Origin of the sequence: Kordia sp., from assembly GCF_050633145.1 — a bacterium.
Lineage (GTDB): Bacteria > Bacteroidota > Bacteroidia > Flavobacteriales > Flavobacteriaceae > Kordia.
Genome location: NZ_JBOEFY010000003.1, coordinates 25788 through 45806, shown reverse-complemented (window position 1 = coordinate 45806; position 20019 = coordinate 25788). Strand labels below are relative to the sequence as shown.

Sequence of the window (20019 nt, the reverse complement as noted above, 5' to 3'; positions counted from 1 at the left end):
ATTTTAGTATTCTTCTCATTCTATGTTTGTGTTCAAATACGCAAACATTATGAAAAAAACTTTACTTTCTTTACTTCTTTTTAGCTGTATTGCATATAGCCTACACGCTCAACAATTCACGGAATATTCTGTTCCAGGTCAAACCATTATTAGTCCAAGAGAATTTACGACTGGTGATATTGATGGCGACGGTCATATTGATATTATTGTTCCAGAAAATACCAATAGTAGTATTAGTATTTTGTATGGTACAGGCGATTTATCTAATTACACAATGGTTCGCTACACACTAATAGATCCAACGGTGAGCGGAAACATGAAACCTTGGGCTATCGTCATCATGGATATTGATGATGACAACTCGGACGATATTGTTTTTTCCAACTATGCTAATACCGTGAATGCTACCGATGGCGTCTATTGGATGCAAAATACAGGAAATAGAACATTTGGTAGCGTGCAATTAATTCGTTTCCATGACAGATGTCGTGGAATTTATAAAGGGAATTTTGATACTGATGCACGCGATGAATTAGTCGTTGCAGGTGATAATAATTCCATTGGTAATTTAAAAATATTAAATGTAAGTACTAATGGCGGCAGTACCGTTTTTTTAAATTATTATGCCAATCGTAGACCATTACATGTAACTTCAACAGATATAACAAATGATGGCATACAAGATTTAGTTTACACATCATTCGGAACAGGTTCGGAACCCAACAATAGTACAAGTTCTACAAATGGTGTCAAAACATTGCAAAGTCCTTCTTATAACTTTGGGATTAATGTGATTACAAATGCAACACATACCGTTGCTGGGACACGAAAGACTGTCATCGATGATTTTAATGAAAATGGTGTGAATGATTATATTGCTGTAAGTGCATCGGGAGCTATCACAAGTATCAAATCCTACAATCCAAGTCAAGGTCAGACTTCACATTTTATATCAACCGATGGAAGTCAAAATTTAATATCAATTGCTGCAGGTGATTTTGATGATGATAATGTTCCTGACATTGCTGCTATTGATAATATAACAAATGAAATTATATTATTCCCCAATAATGCTTCGAGCGGTATTGCAACTACAAACATCTCTTTTGGCACAACTTCCGTATTAAGCTCTATGGTCAACTCTCCTACTTGGATTGATGCTGTTGATTTAGATAGTGACGGCGATTTGGATATTATTGCTGGAAATAATGGTAGTGGTTCAAATCCTGTCGGTTTTATGACCATTTTACGAAATGATGCTATTGTGCTAAGCACACCAAAATTTGAAACTGAAACAATCAAAGTAATTACGTCTGAAACTGAAATTATCATTTCAAATCTACCAACAACTGTTACTAATAGTGAATTATATGATGTAAGCGGAAGACGTATTCACACACAACAACTTAACACACAAAACAATCGTATTTCAATAGAAGAATTTTCTAACGGAATTTATATATTAAAATTATCATCCCCAAACACAAGTTTTAAAATCGTGAAACAATAAATTTTAGAAGCTACCTAAAAAACAAGACAGCAAGCTAAATTTGTTGTCTTGTTTTGTATCTGCTACATTTGTGTACTTTGTAACCTCAAAGATATTAACTTGTCTTATTTATGAATGTAATTTTTGTAAAACGCTTTTTTTTGATGTTCATGTTCATAACAACAACAGTAAGTTATGCACAAGAAGTCATTACAAAAAATGTAGCCGATTTGGCAAATCTTCCGGATGATGAATTTTATGATGTTTTACACGACACTCATGGAAATTACTGGTTTTGTGCCGATTCTGGATTATATCGTTTTGATGGAATTTCATTTATCCATTATTCAAACACAAAACAACGCAGTCAATCACTATTCAATTTAAAAGAAGATGATTTTGGACGTATTTGGTGTAATAGTTTGAATGGACAATTTTTTGTAGTTGATCCTGCTAAAGATCGTTTGGATTTTTTTGTAGATGTAAAAGATGAATTGATTGGAAAGTTACCTGTCTACGAACTATATAAAGATCAACTCATAGTGAAGGTTGATAACAATCGGATATTACAATATGATTTTAACACAAAAGAAAAAACAATTTTAGTAAATGGTATCGGACCTCATTCAAATATTTTAAGAATAGACTCCAAGCTTTTTTACTTCAATTTATACGTTTTAAATTATGTAGACCATACAACGCAAAAGAAGCATATTTTTAATACTTCTTTCAAAGGTACCATTCCAAAACTTTATAAAGTCGGAAAAGAAGTGTTTATTATTTGTTCTGATGAAAACAAAAATCTCGAGCATCTCTATGTATTACGGAATGATACATTGATACAAATTGAACTTCCTGCAAATTTTAATCTGAGCGTTTATGATGTATATAAAAACAAACAAGGATTATTGTTTTTTGCTACAGATAAAGGTGTAAAAGTAATGGAAGAAGTTGATCAAAAGCTTCAGTATCATTTTTCTTTATTACAAAACTCCAAAGTTTCAAGAATTATTGAAGATACTGCTGGAAATTACATTTTTACAACTTTACATCGTGGAATCTACTACTGGGATGGTCAAGAGAATTTCATATATCAATCTTCTAATTTCGATCTGGAAATCAATGACTTAAATCACATTCAAAAATTTCAAAATAATGAGTTTTTGGTAACTGATTTTAACAATTCTATTTACAAATTTAAATATGACACACAGTTCAAATATATGCAAAAATGGAATTCCAAGGATCGTATAAACAATGTCTTTACCTTTGATGATCGTGCTTTTATAACAATAGCTGGTAAAACTTTTTTTCAATTAAAAGATCAAAAAACACATCACTATCCTGACTTGAAACTATCTTCAATTAAAGATATGGATTTTAGTAATGGAAAGTTATTCCTTGCAGACTCGTATGGTTTAAATTTAATTAAAAATTTAGTCATGCAACCCACAAAAACATTAATACGACAAAAGCGTTGTTTGTCCGTAAAAATATTTAACAATAATGTATACGCGGCTTTTGCAGATGGAATTTTTAAAATTGTAGATGAAGATTATATTCCTATAATTTTTAATAAAAACACATTGTATGCCGATCAATTGATTACAGGAAATCGTTTCTTATGGGCAATTAAAAAGAATCAAGGTATTTTTTATGGTTCAAATACTGTATTTCGACAATTGACTTCATTAAAAGATCAAAATGCTATTGTAAAGAAATCAAACGATCGCATCTATATTTTAGAAGATAAAAAATTGTATCAGATCAATGAAGAAAAGCCTTCGTTAGATTTGCTAAAAGATATTTCTTCACATATAAAAAATATAAAAATTCTAGATTTTGAAATAATTCACGATGTATGTTTATTGACTACAGATAAAGGTTTATTACAAATTTCAATATTGAAAGATAGCTTCAAAGATATATCAACTACCACTTTTATTGATCAAATTTTAGTCAATGAAATCACTAAGAACAATGATGAGTTACAAGCGCTTTCATACCATGAAAATTCTGTGAAATTATTTTTAAAAAATACAAACCTTGCAGGAAGAAATGCTTATACATTTCGCTATAAAATGAATGATAATTCGAAGCGATGGCAATACATTTCAGATATTAAAAACCCAATTTATTTGAGCTATTTGTCGCCTGCAAGTTATAAGTTGATTTATCAAACTTTGCAAAATACTACTGTCATTCATGAAGATAGTATTCATTTTAACATCTTTCAGCCCTATTGGAAAACGTGGTGGTTTTTTTCCATCATTTTCATAACTGCTTTGGCCATCATTTTTATTATTGTACGTCTGTATTTAAGCAAATTAAAAGCCAAACAACATTTTGAATTAGAGCAATTAGACTTAAAGAAGAATCTAGCGGAAGCTAAATTACAAAACTTAACCAGTCAGATGAATCCGCATTTTACCTTTAATGCATTAAATACAGTACAAGGTCTAATTTTAGATGATAAGAAAGAAGATGCATATACCTATTTGGCACATTTTTCCAACTTATTTAGAAAAAGTATTGACTTTTCATCCAAAACTTTTAATACGTTTGAAGAAGAAATTACTTTTCTAGAAACCTATTTAAAAATAGAATCGAAACGTTTTAACAATCAACTCAATTACCAAATTGACGATACGGAACTGGAAGATCGCTTTTTTAAAATTCCAGCAATGATTCTCCAACCATTTGTAGAAAATGCAATTAAGCATGGTTTATTACACAAAAAAGGAGCAAAACAATTACGCATTCAATTTGCTTTACATAAAGAATCCATTGAATGTATTATAATTGATAATGGAATTGGTAGAAAAACTTCCAGATTACTTTCTCAAAATCGAAAAAATGCGCATTTAAATATGGCTACATCTTCGGTACAAAAACGCTTTGACTTGTATAAAAAATACCATAATATGGAGATGAGTTATCAATACAATGATTTGGCTGCCTCTAATGGAGAAAGTCTAGGAACCAAAGTGACTATTACAATTCCGTTAATGAAATAAATGAAGATGATGCATACTATTGGAATTATTGAAGATGAATATTTTGCGCAACGCGTATTGATTAATCTATTGGAAAAGCACAAATCTGTTTTGAAAATTGTGCATGTTTCTGGTACGGTTGATGAAGCCAAAAAAGATATCATTATCCATAAACCCGATTTTGTTTTTTTAGATATAGAATTACCTGGCGGAAACGGTTTTGATGTCATTGATTGCTTAAAAAAACAAAACTCAAAAATAATTTTCACCACAGCATATGAAAAATTTGCTGTAAAAGCCTTTGAAGCTTCTGCAGTCGACTATCTATTAAAACCCATTATACCAGAACGTTTGAAAACTGCTATTGAACGTATCATACATCAAATTAAAACAGAAAAGGAAGCTCTAAGTTATGAAGGTTTAAAGTCAAACTTAACCACAAATGAAGTACAAACAATTACAATAAAATACAAAGACAGCTACAAAATAATTAATGTTTCTGATATTTTGTACTTCAAAGCAGAAGGCGCATATACACATATTCAAACAATTGATGCCGCTTATTTACAATCACACAAGCTCAATTTTTATGAAGGTATTTTTCAAGAAGATGCTTCTATCATTCGTGTACATAGAAGTTGGATGATTCACACAAAACACATCTCAGCATTTTCAAAATCGAAACGCGCTGTTACTATTGCCAATCAGGAAATTCCTATTAGTAAAACCAATATCAAAGCTGTTTTTGATCTTTTAGCATAAAAGCAACTTATCTAGTTAAACTTTATATATAAAAAAAGCATCGTTTTCACGATGCTTTTTTTGTTGTACTAAAATTGTACTCTTATTTTTTGTCCGAAGGTTTGTTGAGTCTCGCAGATGCTTCTACTGAAAGTGCAGCGCGTTCGAATTTAATCTTTCCTGCTCCTGTTTCAATAACACAGGTATGATCTTTATCGTTTAGTTCAACAATTTTCCCATGAATTCCGCTTTTAGTGACCACACGGTCTCCTTTTTTCACGGATGCCATGAAATTCTTCTCTTTTTTCTGTTTTTTTAATGATGGTGCTATGATTAAAAAATATAACACAGCAATCATCAATAATAATGGTAATATCTGTTCCAATCTTTCTAATGTAAGTGATTAATGATTGTGTCCTTCGTGACCAGTTTTAGCTTGCTTAGCTGCTCCACTAGTAGCTCCTGCTGCCTTTTGAGCTGCTTGTTGCTTTTTCATTCTAGCTTCTCTTTCAGCTTTAGCCTTGTCTCTTTTAGCTTGTAATTCTGGGTTTGGTGTAGCAAATGCTTTGATACGAACAATTTCTCTACCTTTTTCAGTATTAGCCGTAACTGTTACCGTATTTGTTTTAAGGTTTGGTTTGTTTGTAGAGTTATATTTTACACTAAACTCTCCTGAATCTCCTGGTGCGATTGGCTCCTTTGGATAATTTTCTGGTACTGTACATCCACAGCTTCCTTTAATCTTAGAAATTAATAAAGGTGCGCTTCCAGTATTTGTAAACTTAAATGTAGTTTCAACTTGGTCACCTTCGTTGATAGTTCCAAAATCGTGCTCAGTTTTGTCAAAAGTGATTGCTGCAAATTTTGTTGCTTTTGCATCTCTATTTGCTGCATCAGCGATATCAGCGCTGTTAATCTTTTTTGTAGCATCGTCTTTACATGAAGTGAATAAGACTAGCGTCATTGCTCCTAGTAGTATAAATCCTTTTCTGATCATTGTATTTGAATTTTTATGGGGTAAATTTAATAATTGTTTTCGTTACATCAAACCGCGACCGATTTTATTTAACTTATTTTCTTTTTTATATTCTTTAATTAACTTATCTAAAATTCCATTTACAAACATACTACTTTTTGAAGTAGAATATTCTTTTGCGAGCTCAATATACTCGTTTATTGTGACTTTTGCAGGGATTGAAGGAAATTTTAAGAATTCACATATTGCCATTTTCAACAATATTAAGTCTAAATTGGCAATTCGATCTTTATCCCAATTTGGCGTTTTCCCTTGAATTTCGGTAGCTAACATTTCATCGTTAAGGACTGTTTTTCGAAACAAATCTCTCACAAATGCTTTGTCTTCATCATCTTTGTATAGTTCTGATAGAAAAATACGTTCTTTTCCTTGCTTGGCTTGTTTGATCGATTTTAGAATCAGCGTATTTACTACTGGTAAATCATCAATCCAAGTCAATTTCTGGTCTTCAAAGAATTCGTATAACTTTTCGTTTGGCGCAATGACCTCAGAAAATAATTTTGCCGCAAATGCTTTGTCTTTGTCGTATCCAGTTTCTTCATCAAGCATATAGTTCTTGTATAAATCACTTTCTTGCATTGCTTCGTATATCACACGAATATATTCATCATTCAATTCCCAATCGTTTATATTACGATCGTGAACAGCTTCTTGTAATGCTTTATTTTCAACTAAATGTTGAATGATAGCATTTTGAATAAATTTTTTATTTGGATTTTTATCTGCTGAAGTTGCTAGATATTTCTTTTGAGATAACTCAATTTGATTTTTAGCATATGCGCTCAACTTTACAAATAAATCTAGCGTAAGCACATGTAAGTCGTGCATATTCGCAATACTCATATTGATAAACTTTAACTCTTTATCAACTTGATCACTCTGTGATTGTGACAATGCATAAATAGATTGCATTACTTTAACTCGAATATGTCTTCTTGTTAGCATCTGTGTAAGAACTTTAATTTTATAAAAATAAAAAACAAAAGGCGAAAGAATTAAAATCCTTTCGCCCCGCAAAAATATAATTATTTTAAAAGAATGCTACTATTTGTTCGCTTCTTTTTTTCTTGTTTCAATTCTTTCTACTGCAATACTCAATGCAGAGTTGTGTGTTGTTGAATTATTATCTTCAGAATGTTTGAAAATTTCTAAAGTTGTATTGTAAATATTTTCAGTTTTACGCATGATTTCGGTTTTTCCGTACCCTTCTAATTCTGCGTATACATTAATAATTCCTCCTGCGTTAATTAAGAAATCTGGTGCATATACAATTCCTCTATCTTTTAGCATTGCTCCGTGCTTCACTTCATCTTTCAATTGATTGTTGGCTGCTCCAGCAATTACTTGTGCTTTCAACTTATGAATACTAGCATCGTTAATAGTTGCTCCTAAAGCACATGGTGCGTAAATATCCATTTCTTCCGAATAAATGTCTGCGCCACGGTAAATTTTTGCTCCGTAGGTTTTGCTTACTGCTTGCAAACGTTCTTCATTAATATCTGCTATAATTACGTTGGCTCCTTCATTTGATAAATGCTCTACCAACGCTTCTCCTACATGTCCAATTCCTTGTACATACACTGTGCGATCTTCTAAAATATCTGATCCAAATTTATACTTAGCTGCTGCTTTCATTCCCATAAAAACACCATACGCTGTAATTGGAGAAGGATTTCCTGCGCCACCTCTTGATTCTGAAATTCCAGTTACATATGGAGTTACGTCACGTACAAGATCCATATCACTTGTTTCCATTCCTATATCCTCAGCTGTAATGTAACGTCCGCTTAAAGAATGTACAAACTCTCCAAACTTTTTCATCAATTCAGGTGTCTTTTGTGTTTTGGCATCTCCAATAATTACGGCTTTTCCTCCACCTAAATTCAATCCTGTAATTGCTGATTTAAACGTCATTCCACGAGATAATCGAAGTACATCGTTTAAGGCTTCCCATTCATTATTATATTGCCACATTCGAGTTCCTCCAAGTGCGGGTCCTAAAACTGTGTTATGGATTCCTATTATTGCTTTTAATCCTGTATCTTTGTCATTGCAAAAAACAACTTGTTCGTGATTATCAAAAGATAGCTGTCCAAAAACAGGATCAACCTTGTGTAATTCGCTCGTATTTACGACGTCTGAAACCATAGGCTACTGTATGTTAAATTTATATTATATATAAAAAATAGACTGCAAAAATAGTGATAATTCAAATTTATGCAATAAACATGTTGTTAAAATGAATATTTTTCAAAATAAAAGCCTTTTTAAAAGGTTGATTTTTAGCTAATGAAAGAATTACAATACTTAAATAAATATTTTTTAAAATATAAAAGCAAGTTACTTTTAGGAATATTAATTACCATTATTGCACAAGTTTTCGCACTAATAACTCCGGAATTAATAGGAAACTCTCTTACTACAGTAGATAAATATATTCATGGTAAAATTACAGATATTGCCATTGTTAAAGCTGAACTTTTAGAGAATATCTTATATATTATTGGAGCTGCTGCATTGGCTAGTTTTTTTACTTTTTTAATGCGACAAACCATTATTAATATTTCTAGATATGTTGAATATGACTTAAAAAATGAAGTATATCAGCAATATCAAAATCTATCTACAAACTTCTACAAAAAGAATCGTACAGGTGATTTAATGAACCGTATTAGTGAAGATGTTGGAAAAGTACGTATGTACGCTGGCCCTGCAATTATGTACAGTATCCGTACCATTACCTTATTTGCTTGTTTGATTCCTTTAATGTTCATTATAGCGCCAAAAGTAGCTATTTACACCTTATTGCCATTGCCAATTTTATCGTTTTTAATCTATAAATTGAGTCGTGCCATACAAAAGCGAAGTACAATTGTACAGCAGTTTTTATCTAAACTTTCCACATTTACACAAGAATCATTTTCAGGAGTTTCCGTAATAAAAGCATACGGAATAGAACCGCAAACAAAAGAAACCTTTGACGATATGATTGTAGAAGGAAAAACCAAAAACATGAATTTAGTAAAAGTAAATGCTTGGTTTTTTCCGATGATGATTTTATTAATTGGCGTGAGTAATATTTTGGTAATTTATATCGGCGGACAACAATATATCAATGGGGAAATTGAATTTGGTGTCTTGGCTAAATTTATAATGTATGTAAACATGCTAACTTGGCCAGTAGCTACCATTGGTTGGGTTACTTCAATTGTGCAGCAAGCGGAAGTATCTCAAAAACGTATCAATGAATTTCTTAAGGTTGAACCTGAAATTCAAAATCTAGTAGCAGAAAGTACACCTATTCAAGGTGATATTGAGTTTAAAAATGTCTCTTTCACCTATGATGACACCAATATTACGGCCTTAAAAAACATCTCATTTTCACTTTCTACTGGAGAAACTTTAGCAATTGTTGGGAAAACTGGTTCTGGAAAAACAACTGTATTAGATTTGATTAGTAGAATGTATGATACTGATAAAGGTGTCATTACTATTGACAACACACCAATTAAAGACCTCAACCTAAATAGTTTACGAGGCGCAATTAGCATTGTTCCGCAAGATGCGTTCCTTTTTTCTGAAACTATTCAGGATAATATCAAATTTGGAAAAGAAGATGCGACTGATGAAGAAGTGATTGCAGCGGCAAAATTTGCTTCTGTACACAAAAATATTATTGGGTTTAAAAAAGGATATGAAACTATTTTAGGAGAACGCGGAATTACCTTAAGTGGTGGGCAAAAACAACGTGTTTCTATTGCCAGAGCTGTCATTAAAGATCCTAATATTTTATTGTTAGATGATTGCTTATCTGCTGTAGATACTGAGACTGAAGAAGAAATTTTGAATAATATTGAACGTAGTACCAAAAACAAAACAACCATCATTGTAAGTCACCGTATTTCATCTGCCAAAAATGCTGATAAGATAATTGTATTAGATGACGGAAATGTGATCCAAAACGGTAGTTATGACGATCTTATTGAAGAAGATGGTTACTTTAAAGAGCTCTATTTAAAACAGCTTTCTGAAAAAGATTTGTAAGATTTTGTTGTTCAGTTGGTTTTTTTTTTACATTTTTGAGGGAGATTAACAAACAACTAAATTTTAGAAAAAAGGGATTATGAGTGACAAAGAATTGTTAGAGAAAGAAGAAATTTTCTCTAAAGTATTGAGGGCAGGAAGGAGAACTTATTTCTTTGATGTCAGGGCAACCAAAGCTGGCGACTATTACCTAACCATTACTGAGAGCAAAAAGTTTACAAACGACGATGGATCTTTCCATTACAAAAAACACAAAATCTATTTGTACAAAGAAGACTTCGCAGCCTTTTCAGAGATTTTAAGCGAAATGACACAGTACATTGTTGACGAAAAAGGAGAAGAAGTTATTTCTGAACGTCATCAAAAAGATTTTAAAAGAGAATATACAGCAGAAGATGCCCAAGGCGGCGATTCAGCAGCTAACGGGAGTTTTACAGATGTAAATTTTGAAGATATATAACATATCACAACCAACCCAAAACCAAAAAAAAGCCACTTCATCTATATGATATAAGTGGCTTTTTACTTTTTATAAGTATCATTGAAAGATTGAAAATTCAATAATTCAATGATAATTCTTAATTATCTGGATGCATAAATGCTTGCTTTCCTAATAATTCTTCTTCTGTTTCTACAATATCTTCATCTGGCACACAGCAATCTACAGGACATACAGCAGCACATTGTGGCTCTTCATGAAATCCTTTACATTCTGTACACTTATCAGGAACTATATAATAAAGTTCGTCTGAAATTGGATCTTGTGCATCATCAGCATTTGCTTTTACTCCATTTGGAAGTACTACTTTTCCTTCCAAAGAAGTTCCGTCTGAATAGCGCCAATCGTCAGCACCTTCATAAATTGCTGTATTTGGGCATTCTGGCTCGCAAGCACCACAATTTATACATTCGTCAGTAATAATTATAGCCATTATTTTCTTTGTATTCGTTTACAATCTTTTATGATCTACCGTTAATGCGGTAAAAGTTTTATAAATTCGCCAAAAACTAACTCTTGGCTGTATTATTGAATTGCAAAAATAACGCCAAAACTATTCATAAACAAATTCAGATGGCTTTAGCAGAAAGAATTAACGCATTTGTAAATTTAGGGGGCTTTTTATCACAATTCTCAACAGAAAACCCTGAACCGAACTTTTCTATAAACCTTAATGATCCTTTTTTTGATGGAATGAAACATCAATTGAAGCTTGCACAAGAAAATAATGGCTGGTTTACGCAAGAAAATCTTCGCTTTGCCATTGGTAATTGGGCAGAAGCATTACAAGAAGAAAAACTTGTTCGTTGGACTGAACCTTACAATTTTGATGAAATATCGCAGCAAAAAATAGCGATTATTATGGCTGGAAATATTCCGTTAGTAGGCTTTCATGATTTTTTATCAGTATTAATTTCTGGTCATGAAGTGATAGTAAAGCAATCTTCTAATGATAAGCACCTTCTACCCTATTTAGCGAAATATTTGGAATATGCAGAACCATCTTTTAAAGGAAAAATCACTTTTACTGAAGAAAAGCTTGAAGATTTTGACGCAGTAATTGCTACAGGAAGTAATAATACGGCACGCTATTTTGAATATTATTTTAAAGACAAACCAAATATTATTCGCAAAAATAGAAACTCGGTGGCCATTTTAACAGGAAAGGAAACTGAGGAACAACTTATAGCGTTAAGTGATGATATTTTTACCTATTTCGGATTGGGATGCAGAAGTGTTTCCAAACTATTTGTTCCAAAAGATTACAATTTCGAAGCCTTTTTTAAAGCAATGTACGGTAAAAGCGACATTATGAATAGTGCAAAATATGCCAACAACTACGACTACAATAAGGCAGTATATTTAATGAGCTTATTTGACATATTAGAAAATGGTTTTGTAATGATTAAAGAAGATCCGCAATATGCTTCTCCAATCGCAACCGTTTTTTATGAATATTATGAAAATTTAGATGCGCTTCAAGAAAAACTAATTGCAGACGCAGAAAACATTCAATGCATTGTGGCCGACATAAATATGGAGAATCAAATTACTTTCGGACAAACACAACACCCTGAATTACATGAGTATGCTGATGGCGTTGACACACTAACATTTCTAACAAATTTAGATCGTAATTAAAGAAAGTTACATCTATGTAAGTCATAACCAACAATGAAATTCTTTAAAAAAACGCGTCGACTCTTACTAAACGATAGTAAAATTAAAAAGTATTTAACGTATGCCGTTGGTGAAATAATTCTTGTGGTTGTGGGAATTTTAATTGCCTTACAAATTGACGGTTGGAAAGAACAACAAGAGGTCAATCAACATGAATATAACATACTTCAAAACCTATATAGAGATTTATCTGCCACTAAAGACGAGTTGGAACGTGATGTAAAAGCGAATAAAATATCGAAGTCAAATCTTGAAATAGCACTTAACCATCTAAATAAAAATACGGAATATACTTCCGCAATGGACACATTGTTTCCTGCTATTGCAAACTGGGAAAGTCCATTACCTACCTTTGCTACTTATGAGATTTTTAAAATTGAAGGTATCAGAATTATTAAAAGTAAAAAGATTAAAGAAGGCATCATCAAGTTTCATGAATCTACACTTGGATTTATCATAAACGACTACGATAAAGCAGAATGGGCATTATTTGAAAATATAACGATGCCATTTATTGCTGAAAATCTAAGTTATTTTCTTCAAGATGAAACGGTCAGCTTGAAACCTAATAACTATACGGAGCTTTCAAAAAATCCTAAGTTTCGAAATATTCTTACACTTACAATGGCAATGCGAGGCAAAGGATTGGCTTTTTATGAAACATCAATCAATGAACTCAATGAATTGCTTCTACTTATAGAAAATGAAATTGAAGAAAATAGTCATCACGAATAAATCAGCACAATCAAAAGAAAGCTAAAAAATGAATTATCCTCAATATTTGGCTAAAATATTTAGCAAAATCATAACAACAATTTGTTCATAATTTAGCAACTTTGCATTCGAATTAATCTGATTAACAACACACAACATATACAATGAAAAAACACAACTTTAGCGCAGGTCCATGTATCTTACCACAAGAGGTATTGCAAAAAGCTTCAGAAGCAGTGATTAATTTTAATAATGATAATCTTTCATTAATCGAAATATCACACAGAAGTAAGCCATTTGTAAACGTAATGGAAAAAGCTCGTAGTCTGGCTATAGAATTATTAGGTTTAGAAGGAAAAGGATACAAAGCACTCTTTTTACAAGGTGGCGCAAGTACACAATTCTTAATGGCTGCTTACAATTTGTTAGAAACAAAAGCAGCATATTTAAATACAGGAACTTGGAGTGATAAAGCTATTAAAGAAGCAAAACTATTTGGTGAACTTGTTGAAGTTGCTTCTTCTAAAGACAGCGGCTTTAAACACATTCCTAAAGAATATAGCATTCCTACAGATGCAGATTATTTTCACTGCACAAGTAACAATACCATTTTTGGAACGCAAATGAAAAGTTTCCCTGAAACCAATGTTCCAATTGTGTGTGATATGAGTTCTGATATTTTTTCACGTCAGTTAGACTTTTCAAAATTTGACATGATTTATGCTGGTGCACAAAAAAATATGGGACCAGCAGGAACGACCTTAATTATTATAAAAGAAGATATTTTAGGGAAAGTAACTAGAACTATTCCTTCTATGTTAAATTATAAAGTACATCTTGGAAAAGACAGTATGTTTAATACGCCAGCTGTTTTTCCTGTATATGTGTCGATGTTAACATTAGAATGGTTGAAAAACTTAGGTGGAATTGCGGCAATTGAAAAAATCAATGCCCAAAAATCTGCTTTATTATACGGTGAGATTGATAGAAACCCACTATTTGAAGGTGTTGTTGCTACGGAAGACCGAAGTCACATGAACGTTACATTTACGTTGACAAACGAGGCGCTAAAAGATACATTTGATACAATGTGGGCTGCTGCCGGAATCAATGGACTCAACGGACACAGAAGTGTTGGTGGTTACCGAGCTTCTATATACAATGCATTGCCATTGGAAAGCGTACAAGTATTAGTAGATGTAATGCAAGAATTAGAAAAGAAAGCATAATTATTCAATCTTTCAATTAAAATTATGAAAATATTAGCAAACGACGGAATCTCTCAAAGCGGAATTGACGCATTGACAAATGATGGTTTCGAAGTAATTACAACGAAAGTTGCCCAAGAACAATTAATCAATTATATAAATGAGCATCAAATTACAGGACTTTTAGTACGTAGTGCTACCAAAGTTCGTAAAGATATTATTGATGCCTGTGAAAGCTTAAAAATCATTGGTCGCGGTGGTGTCGGAATGGACAATATTGATGTTCAGTATGCACGTGACAAAGGACTTCATGTTATCAATACGCCTGCAGCTTCTTCAAGTTCTGTTGCCGAATTGGTTTTTGGACATTTATTTAGTGGTGTTCGTTTTTTACATGATTCTAACAGAAATATGCCTTTAGAAGGAGATTCTCGTTTTAAGGAATTGAAAAAATCGTATGCAAAAGGTGTTGAATTACGAGGAAAAACTCTAGGAATTATTGGTTTTGGACGTATTGGACAAGCTACAGCAAAAATGGCACTTGGTTTAGGAATGAATGTAATTGCTACCGATAAATTTATTGACAAAGCAACAGTTTCTGTCGATTTCTTTAACGGACAATCTATTGCTATAGAAATTGAAACAGAAGCCATGGAAAGTGTATTGAAGAATGCAGACTTTATTACTTTACACGTTCCTGCACAAAAAGAATACATCATTGGAAAGAAAGAAATTGAACTGATGAAACAAGGTGCAGCAATTGTCAATGCCTCTCGTGGTGGAACTATCGACGAAGTTGCTTTAATAGATGCGCTAGAATCTAAAAAACTAAGTTTTGCTGGTTTAGATGTGTTTGAAAACGAACCAACGCCAGCCATTAAAGTATTGATGAATCCGTATGTATCATTAACACCGCATATTGGTGCAGCTACCAACGAAGCACAAGACCGAATTGGACTCGAATTGGCTTCACAAATTAACACACTTTTAAAAGGATAAAAACACCAACATATACAATTAAAAGCACTCTTCGGGGTGCTTTTCGTGTTTTTGGGCGTTAAAAAAATCCGTTTATCTGATATTTTTGCATTTCGTACAAATAACATAAAAAACACATACACATACTACAAGTCTTACAGAATATTACTATCTTGTTTTCATATTAACAATAAATATCGTTTTTAAATGTCTGGAATTTTAGATTTATTAAATAGTGATTTGGGTAAACAAATCATTGGCGGAGTGAGTAATGAAGTTGGAGAAGATCAAAACAAAACGGCTTCTGTATTAAGTATGGCATTGCCTGTACTTATGGGAGCTATGAAAAGAAATGCGAGTTCACCAGAAGGTGCTGAAGGATTAAATAGAGCCTTAGAGAAAAAACATGATGGAAGTATCTTAGATAACTTAGCTGGCCTTTTTGGTGGTGGAGTTGATCAAGAAGTGAAAGATGATGGAGATGGAATATTAGGTCACGTATTAGGAAATAGTAGACAAAATGTTGAAAGTGCTATTAGTAAGAAATCTGGAATAAATGCTTCTTCTATTGGTAACATTTTAAAAGTAGCTGCTCCATTATTAATGGGAATGTTAGGAAAGCAAAAACGTCAACAAAATGTACAAAGTTCTAGTGGAATCGGAGATTTACTTGGCGGATTACTTGGTGGCGGTGGTTCATCAAACCAAGCTCCACAACAACAAAGCTTTATCGAATCTATTTTAGATGGTGATAATGACGGAAGTGTTCTTGACGATATTGCAGGTATGTTTTTCGGTGGTGGAGACAAGAAAGATAACAACAGTGGCGGAGGCGGACTTGGCGGATTGCTAGGTGGACTTTTCGGAGGAAAGTAATACTTCTCACAAAATATAAATTTAGAAAAAGCATTGACGAAAGTTGATGCTTTTTTTGTTTATTAGACTTGCTTTGCTGTTAGATTGTTAGATTGTTAGATGAAAATATTTTTTTGTGTAAAATTAAAATGATTAGAGAAAAGCTTCTTATCGTTTTTTTATAAAAGTGCTATTAAAATTTCTGCCTTTTTATATTTATACGCTTTCGCGTGAATAATCTCTTGTAAAATTTTCTTTGCATTCTCTTCTTGATCTGCTTTCAAATATGCTAAAGCTAAAGCCCAATTTGCTTCTTGTTGTACTGTTTTTGTATTATGAGCTTCTATTAAATTTTTAATGGCTTCTTTAGGTTCTGATGGCTCTTTTTGCAAATAACATAACGCCAAATTATAATATGTACTTCCTGTTGTTTCTCCTATCGCAATCAACTGCTTCCAAACAATAATACTTTGCTCGTATTCTTTATTTTTATATGCTTTGATTGCTGATAATACTTGTCTGTCAACAGTTTCATCACCTCGCGTTACAACTGCATGATTGTCTATAGTAAATAACTTTTCAATCGATTCATTTACTACGGTATCATAGCTTGATGTTGAAAATAAAATGACACTATAGGTTACAATTCCTGCAATACAAACTATAATTGCCGCAATTGCTAGTTTAGAAAATGGAAAGCTATTCTTTATATTAGTAACTTCTCTTTCTACTCCATACTCATTTTTAAGTCGCTCTTTCCATGTATTTCGCTTCTCACGATCAAACTTAGCTACAATCAATGCAGCACTAATTGCCTCTAGTTCATCTGCTGAAAGTGCTTCTTCTTCTGTATATTTTTCAGATTTCATGTACTTAGGTTTGATATATGATTAACGTTTATAATGTTTTAGAAAATAAGAACGTAATGCCTCTAAACATCGCTGTTTTTGCTTTCTTAAAGCTACATCCGATTTTCCCAATTTCTTTGCCAATTCTTTTAGAGCTATTTTTTTATAATAATAATTCTCTAACAACTTACTACACTGATCTCCTAATTGTTTCCAGGCAATATCTAAATAGTATAAAATAGTATCATCTATCTCCTCTTCTTCTTCAACATCCTCATTATCTGTTATTTCAACAGATTTATTGTTTTTTTTCAACGTAGCTATCAAAAATTGACTTGCCATTTTCGTAAACAAAAAACGCATGTTAAAATAAGTTATTTTTTCTTCCAATAAACGTCGTCTAAACTTTAACAATGCGTCCATTGTAGCGTCATAAGCTATTGATCTGTTTGTATTGTAACGATGCATCAAATAAGAAATCGTTTCTTCAAACTGCGCCAAAAAAATCTTTTCAAACAAATCATCATCTCCGCTTTTCATTTTTTTGAGCATTTCTTCAAAATCTGCCTCGCTAAGCCCAAAATTTTGATGTGCATAAATACGCTTTTCTTGTGTACTATTTTTGGTAGGATGATGTTTCATAATTTCCTATAAAACTAAAGAAAAAAAGTCTTCATCTCTAGTATAAATATCAATTAAACGAAATGTGACTAAAAAAAATTGTCACGTTTGTTTTTTGACAAAGTTATATGGTAAATAAAACTACTAATTATAAATCTTTTTTAAAACAACAATTAATTCATTACTAAGCTAATTATACTTAAAAAACCATCAAAATTAGTACATCACCTTACTAACAACTGGTGAAAAAAGCGTTATCCGAAAAGCTTTCAATAGAGTAGGAATAATTTTTAATTAATTAATCATGAAAAAAAAAATTTTAAAGTATTTGGCAATGTTTGGTATTATCTCAATAGCATTACTAGCATGTCAAAAAGAAAGTGAACCACTTTCTGAATCCTCCAGTACAACACAAATTGTACAAAAAGCACAACACGTAAACACTGATCGTATAAGGGAAACGCTCAGAGAGTTTCAAGGAAGAGAAGTGCGAACAAATTTTGTAGGTCGTGTTATAGGTCGTGGAGATCGACCAATTGCTGGTGCTGTTGTTACCTTAGGAGGACAACAACAAGTAACAGACGATAATGGAATTGTTACTTTTATTAGCGTAGTAGTAAACGAAAACTTTGCGTATGCAACTGCAACTGCACAAGGATACACCAATGGATCAAGGGTAATGGTTCCTAATTATGGTGACAATAATGAAAATACATTTACCATAAAACTTTTTAGCTTAGAAAATTCGCAAACAATTCCTTCTTCTGGCGGTGAAGTCGCTGTTAGAACAGAACTAGGAGGAGAAATTATTGTAGCCTTTGATAATGGTTTTGTTGATGAAAACGGAAATTCATATTCAGGAAATGTATCGGTAACTGTAAATCATTTAGATCCTTTATCTGAAGATACAGCAAATACAATGCCTGGAGAATTATATGGTCTTGACAGTAATTATCAGGAAGTTGCTTTAGGTTCTTACGGAATGGTACATGTAGAGCTTCGAGGAAACATGGGGCAAAAATTACAAATTTCAAACCCAGCGACAATTTTAATGCCTATTCATCCAAATCAAATGGCTTCTGCGCCAAGTCAAGTACCAATGTGGTCATTTAATGAGGATACTGGAGTTTGGTTTGAAGAAACCGTTGCTAACAAAGATGGAGCCTACTACAAAGCGGTTGTAAATCATTTTTCTTTTTGGAATTGCGATGCGCCATTTCCTGTAGTGAATTTTAATGCGACTGTGATTGATGCTGCAACATCAAATCCTGTATCTGGTCTTAATGTAACGATTAATTATAATGGTTTTTCACGTTATGCTATTACTGATACTAATGGAAATGTAAGCGGAAAAATTCCTGCGAATCAAACAATGTCAATAACAATTACAGATCATTGCGGAACAGTACTTTATACGAACCCAAGTTTTGGTCCTTTTTCAGGTGCTACTTCAATTACGATTCCAGTTTCTTTGGTAGCTGTATCCTCAATAAATGTCTCAGGAACTGTACTAGATTGTTCAGGACTTCCTGTAACAAATGGATATGTAACTTACTCAAGTACTGGCGGGCAATTTTTTGGAACTAGCTTAGTAACTACTGGTACACACAGTTATACAGCTGTTTCATGTGTCATTCCTGCAACTATTGTTGTTGAAGGTGCTGATGTAGGTACAGGGCAAGTTATTGGAACTGCAACAGTAATTGCCAACCCGAACGCGACTGCAAATTTAACTGCTTGCGGCGGGTTAGCTCCAGAATACATTAGATATAGTATCAATGGAAATCCAATAGAATATGAAATATTAAATCCATGGGCAAACATTGAGCAAGGAACATATCTTTCTATGGGAGCAAGTTCTCCTACTGCAAATGGAGGAACAATGCTTATTGGTAATGCTGTAACTTTAGGAACCTATCCTTTTGATAGCAATCCTTTTGCTTCAGGAACACCATCTATGGCAATAAAACGTCTAGGAACACCAAATGGTATTAACCCTGTTGCTTCTACTGGTATTGCTGGATCTATTGTATTCAACATAACAAGTATTGGTCCTGTAGGAACTTATATTGATGTTAGTTTTACAGGAAACTATATCGATCAGTTAGGAAATACAAACACAATTACTGGAAATGCACATATTATTAGAGACAACTAAACTAAAGTGCTAACACTAAATATCACATAGTAGCTTTTTACTATGTGATATTTTTCTTTCAAAATTTAGTACTTTTAAAAGTGAATCATTTCGAGGCAAATCTCGGAATATCTTAATCTCGATTATCGAGTAAAAACATATTTTTTAACTAA

Annotated in this window: 18 protein-coding genes; 11 read left to right on the top strand and 7 right to left on the bottom strand. The window is 32.5% G+C overall.

Annotated features, from left to right (window positions below):
- Positions 1-49 precede the first annotated feature (49 nt).
- From ACRBBL_RS01780 to ACRBBL_RS01770, 3 genes are all read left to right on the top strand, one after another.
- A complete protein-coding gene (locus tag ACRBBL_RS01780; RefSeq protein WP_431367318.1) occupies positions 50-1510 on the top strand; it encodes a T9SS type A sorting domain-containing protein in 1461 nt (486 codons plus the stop codon).
- 143 nt (positions 1511-1653) lie between these two features.
- Positions 1654-4506: a histidine kinase gene (locus tag ACRBBL_RS01775; protein ID WP_431367317.1), complete on the top strand. Its 2853-nt coding sequence runs from the start codon at positions 1654-1656 to the stop codon at positions 4504-4506.
- 6 nt (positions 4507-4512) lie between these two features.
- Positions 4513-5247, top strand: a complete 735-nt coding sequence (locus ACRBBL_RS01770; RefSeq protein WP_431367316.1) for a LytR/AlgR family response regulator transcription factor — start codon at positions 4513-4515, stop codon at positions 5245-5247.
- Between the two features lie 82 nt (positions 5248-5329).
- Here the strand turns inward: ACRBBL_RS01770 and yajC are convergent, their stop codons facing one another.
- The 4 genes from yajC to ACRBBL_RS01750 all read right to left on the bottom strand — a co-directional run bounded on the left by yajC (position 5330) and on the right by ACRBBL_RS01750 (position 8410).
- Positions 5330-5611, bottom strand: a complete 282-nt coding sequence (gene yajC / locus ACRBBL_RS01765; RefSeq protein WP_431367315.1) for a preprotein translocase subunit YajC — start codon at positions 5609-5611, stop codon at positions 5330-5332.
- 18 nt (positions 5612-5629) lie between these two features.
- Complete coding sequence (locus tag ACRBBL_RS01760; protein WP_431367314.1) at positions 5630-6223, bottom strand: DUF1573 domain-containing protein; 594 nt, start codon at positions 6221-6223, stop codon at positions 5630-5632.
- A gap of 42 nt (positions 6224-6265) precedes the next feature.
- Positions 6266-7207 (bottom strand): transcription antitermination factor NusB, encoded by a 942-nt coding sequence (gene nusB / locus ACRBBL_RS01755; RefSeq protein WP_431367313.1) that lies wholly within the window; start codon positions 7205-7207, stop codon positions 6266-6268.
- Positions 7208-7306: 99 nt separating this feature from the next.
- Positions 7307-8410 (bottom strand): Glu/Leu/Phe/Val family dehydrogenase, encoded by a 1104-nt coding sequence (locus tag ACRBBL_RS01750; RefSeq protein ID WP_431367312.1) that lies wholly within the window; start codon positions 8408-8410, stop codon positions 7307-7309.
- Between the two features lie 141 nt (positions 8411-8551).
- Between ACRBBL_RS01750 and ACRBBL_RS01745 the strand changes: the two genes are divergently transcribed.
- Complete coding sequence (locus tag ACRBBL_RS01745; protein ID WP_431367311.1) at positions 8552-10306, top strand: ABC transporter ATP-binding protein; 1755 nt, start codon at positions 8552-8554, stop codon at positions 10304-10306.
- A 79-nt stretch (positions 10307-10385) separates the two neighbouring features.
- Positions 10386-10766: a PUR family DNA/RNA-binding protein gene (locus ACRBBL_RS01740; protein WP_431367310.1), complete on the top strand. Its 381-nt coding sequence runs from the start codon at positions 10386-10388 to the stop codon at positions 10764-10766.
- A 118-nt stretch (positions 10767-10884) separates the two neighbouring features.
- Here the strand turns inward: ACRBBL_RS01740 and ACRBBL_RS01735 are convergent, their stop codons facing one another.
- Complete coding sequence (locus tag ACRBBL_RS01735; protein WP_431367309.1) at positions 10885-11238, bottom strand: 4Fe-4S dicluster domain-containing protein; 354 nt, start codon at positions 11236-11238, stop codon at positions 10885-10887.
- 140 nt (positions 11239-11378) lie between these two features.
- On the opposite strand from ACRBBL_RS01735, the gene ACRBBL_RS01730 reads away from it, so the two are divergent.
- The 5 genes from ACRBBL_RS01730 to ACRBBL_RS01710 all read left to right on the top strand — a co-directional run bounded on the left by ACRBBL_RS01730 (position 11379) and on the right by ACRBBL_RS01710 (position 16261).
- On the top strand, positions 11379-12446 hold the full coding sequence (locus ACRBBL_RS01730; RefSeq protein WP_431367308.1) for an acyl-CoA reductase: 1068 nt from the start codon (positions 11379-11381) through the stop codon (positions 12444-12446).
- Positions 12447-12479: 33 nt separating this feature from the next.
- The gene (locus tag ACRBBL_RS01725; protein ID WP_431367307.1) at positions 12480-13220 is read left to right on the top strand and encodes a hypothetical protein; all 741 of its coding nucleotides are present in this window, start codon (positions 12480-12482) and stop codon (positions 13218-13220) included.
- Between the two features lie 143 nt (positions 13221-13363).
- Entirely contained in the window at positions 13364-14428 is a 1065-nt protein-coding gene (gene serC / locus ACRBBL_RS01720; RefSeq protein ID WP_431367306.1) for a 3-phosphoserine/phosphohydroxythreonine transaminase, read from the top strand.
- 24 nt (positions 14429-14452) lie between these two features.
- Positions 14453-15406 carry a D-2-hydroxyacid dehydrogenase gene (locus tag ACRBBL_RS01715; RefSeq protein WP_431367305.1) on the top strand — a complete coding sequence of 318 codons (954 nt, stop codon included), beginning with the start codon at positions 14453-14455 and terminating at the stop codon, positions 15404-15406.
- Between the two features lie 186 nt (positions 15407-15592).
- Positions 15593-16261 (top strand): DUF937 domain-containing protein, encoded by a 669-nt coding sequence (locus ACRBBL_RS01710; RefSeq protein WP_431367304.1) that lies wholly within the window; start codon positions 15593-15595, stop codon positions 16259-16261.
- Between the two features lie 158 nt (positions 16262-16419).
- On the opposite strand, the gene ACRBBL_RS01705 is transcribed toward ACRBBL_RS01710, so the two are convergent.
- Together ACRBBL_RS01705 and ACRBBL_RS01700 are read right to left on the bottom strand one after the other, a co-directional pair.
- Positions 16420-17109 (bottom strand): tetratricopeptide repeat protein, encoded by a 690-nt coding sequence (locus ACRBBL_RS01705; protein ID WP_431367303.1) that lies wholly within the window; start codon positions 17107-17109, stop codon positions 16420-16422.
- 21 nt (positions 17110-17130) lie between these two features.
- Positions 17131-17730 (bottom strand): hypothetical protein, encoded by a 600-nt coding sequence (locus ACRBBL_RS01700; RefSeq protein WP_431367302.1) that lies wholly within the window; start codon positions 17728-17730, stop codon positions 17131-17133.
- A 283-nt stretch (positions 17731-18013) separates the two neighbouring features.
- Here ACRBBL_RS01700 and ACRBBL_RS01695 point away from each other — a divergent pair, with 283 nt between their 5' ends.
- On the top strand, positions 18014-19867 hold the full coding sequence (locus ACRBBL_RS01695) for a hypothetical protein (protein WP_431367301.1): 1854 nt from the start codon (positions 18014-18016) through the stop codon (positions 19865-19867).
- Positions 19868-20019 lie beyond the last annotated feature (152 nt).

What these genes read in the sequence shown, in the direction of transcription:
- ACRBBL_RS01780 (WP_431367318.1), top strand. Translation starts at nt 50, where the DNA reads ATGAAAAAAACTTTACTTTCTTTACTTCTTTTTAGCTGTATTGCATAT.
- ACRBBL_RS01775 (WP_431367317.1), top strand. Translation starts at nt 1,654, where the DNA reads ATGTTCATGTTCATAACAACAACAGTAAGTTATGCACAAGAAGTCATT.
- ACRBBL_RS01770 (WP_431367316.1), top strand. Translation starts at nt 4,513, where the DNA reads ATGATGCATACTATTGGAATTATTGAAGATGAATATTTTGCGCAACGC.
- ACRBBL_RS01760 (WP_431367314.1), bottom strand. Translation starts at nt 6,223, where the DNA reads ATGATCAGAAAAGGATTTATACTACTAGGAGCAATGACGCTAGTCTTA.
- nusB (WP_431367313.1), bottom strand. Translation starts at nt 7,207, where the DNA reads ATGCTAACAAGAAGACATATTCGAGTTAAAGTAATGCAATCTATTTAT.
- ACRBBL_RS01750 (WP_431367312.1), bottom strand. Translation starts at nt 8,410, where the DNA reads ATGGTTTCAGACGTCGTAAATACGAGCGAATTACACAAGGTTGATCCT.
- ACRBBL_RS01745 (WP_431367311.1), top strand. Translation starts at nt 8,552, where the DNA reads ATGAAAGAATTACAATACTTAAATAAATATTTTTTAAAATATAAAAGC.
- ACRBBL_RS01740 (WP_431367310.1), top strand. Translation starts at nt 10,386, where the DNA reads ATGAGTGACAAAGAATTGTTAGAGAAAGAAGAAATTTTCTCTAAAGTA.
- ACRBBL_RS01735 (WP_431367309.1), bottom strand. Translation starts at nt 11,238, where the DNA reads ATGGCTATAATTATTACTGACGAATGTATAAATTGTGGTGCTTGCGAG.
- ACRBBL_RS01730 (WP_431367308.1), top strand. Translation starts at nt 11,379, where the DNA reads ATGGCTTTAGCAGAAAGAATTAACGCATTTGTAAATTTAGGGGGCTTT.
- ACRBBL_RS01725 (WP_431367307.1), top strand. Translation starts at nt 12,480, where the DNA reads ATGAAATTCTTTAAAAAAACGCGTCGACTCTTACTAAACGATAGTAAA.
- serC (WP_431367306.1), top strand. Translation starts at nt 13,364, where the DNA reads ATGAAAAAACACAACTTTAGCGCAGGTCCATGTATCTTACCACAAGAG.
- ACRBBL_RS01715 (WP_431367305.1), top strand. Translation starts at nt 14,453, where the DNA reads ATGAAAATATTAGCAAACGACGGAATCTCTCAAAGCGGAATTGACGCA.
- ACRBBL_RS01710 (WP_431367304.1), top strand. Translation starts at nt 15,593, where the DNA reads ATGTCTGGAATTTTAGATTTATTAAATAGTGATTTGGGTAAACAAATC.
- ACRBBL_RS01705 (WP_431367303.1), bottom strand. Translation starts at nt 17,109, where the DNA reads ATGAAATCTGAAAAATATACAGAAGAAGAAGCACTTTCAGCAGATGAA.
- ACRBBL_RS01700 (WP_431367302.1), bottom strand. Translation starts at nt 17,730, where the DNA reads ATGAAACATCATCCTACCAAAAATAGTACACAAGAAAAGCGTATTTAT.
- ACRBBL_RS01695 (WP_431367301.1), top strand. Translation starts at nt 18,014, where the DNA reads ATGAAAAAAAAAATTTTAAAGTATTTGGCAATGTTTGGTATTATCTCA.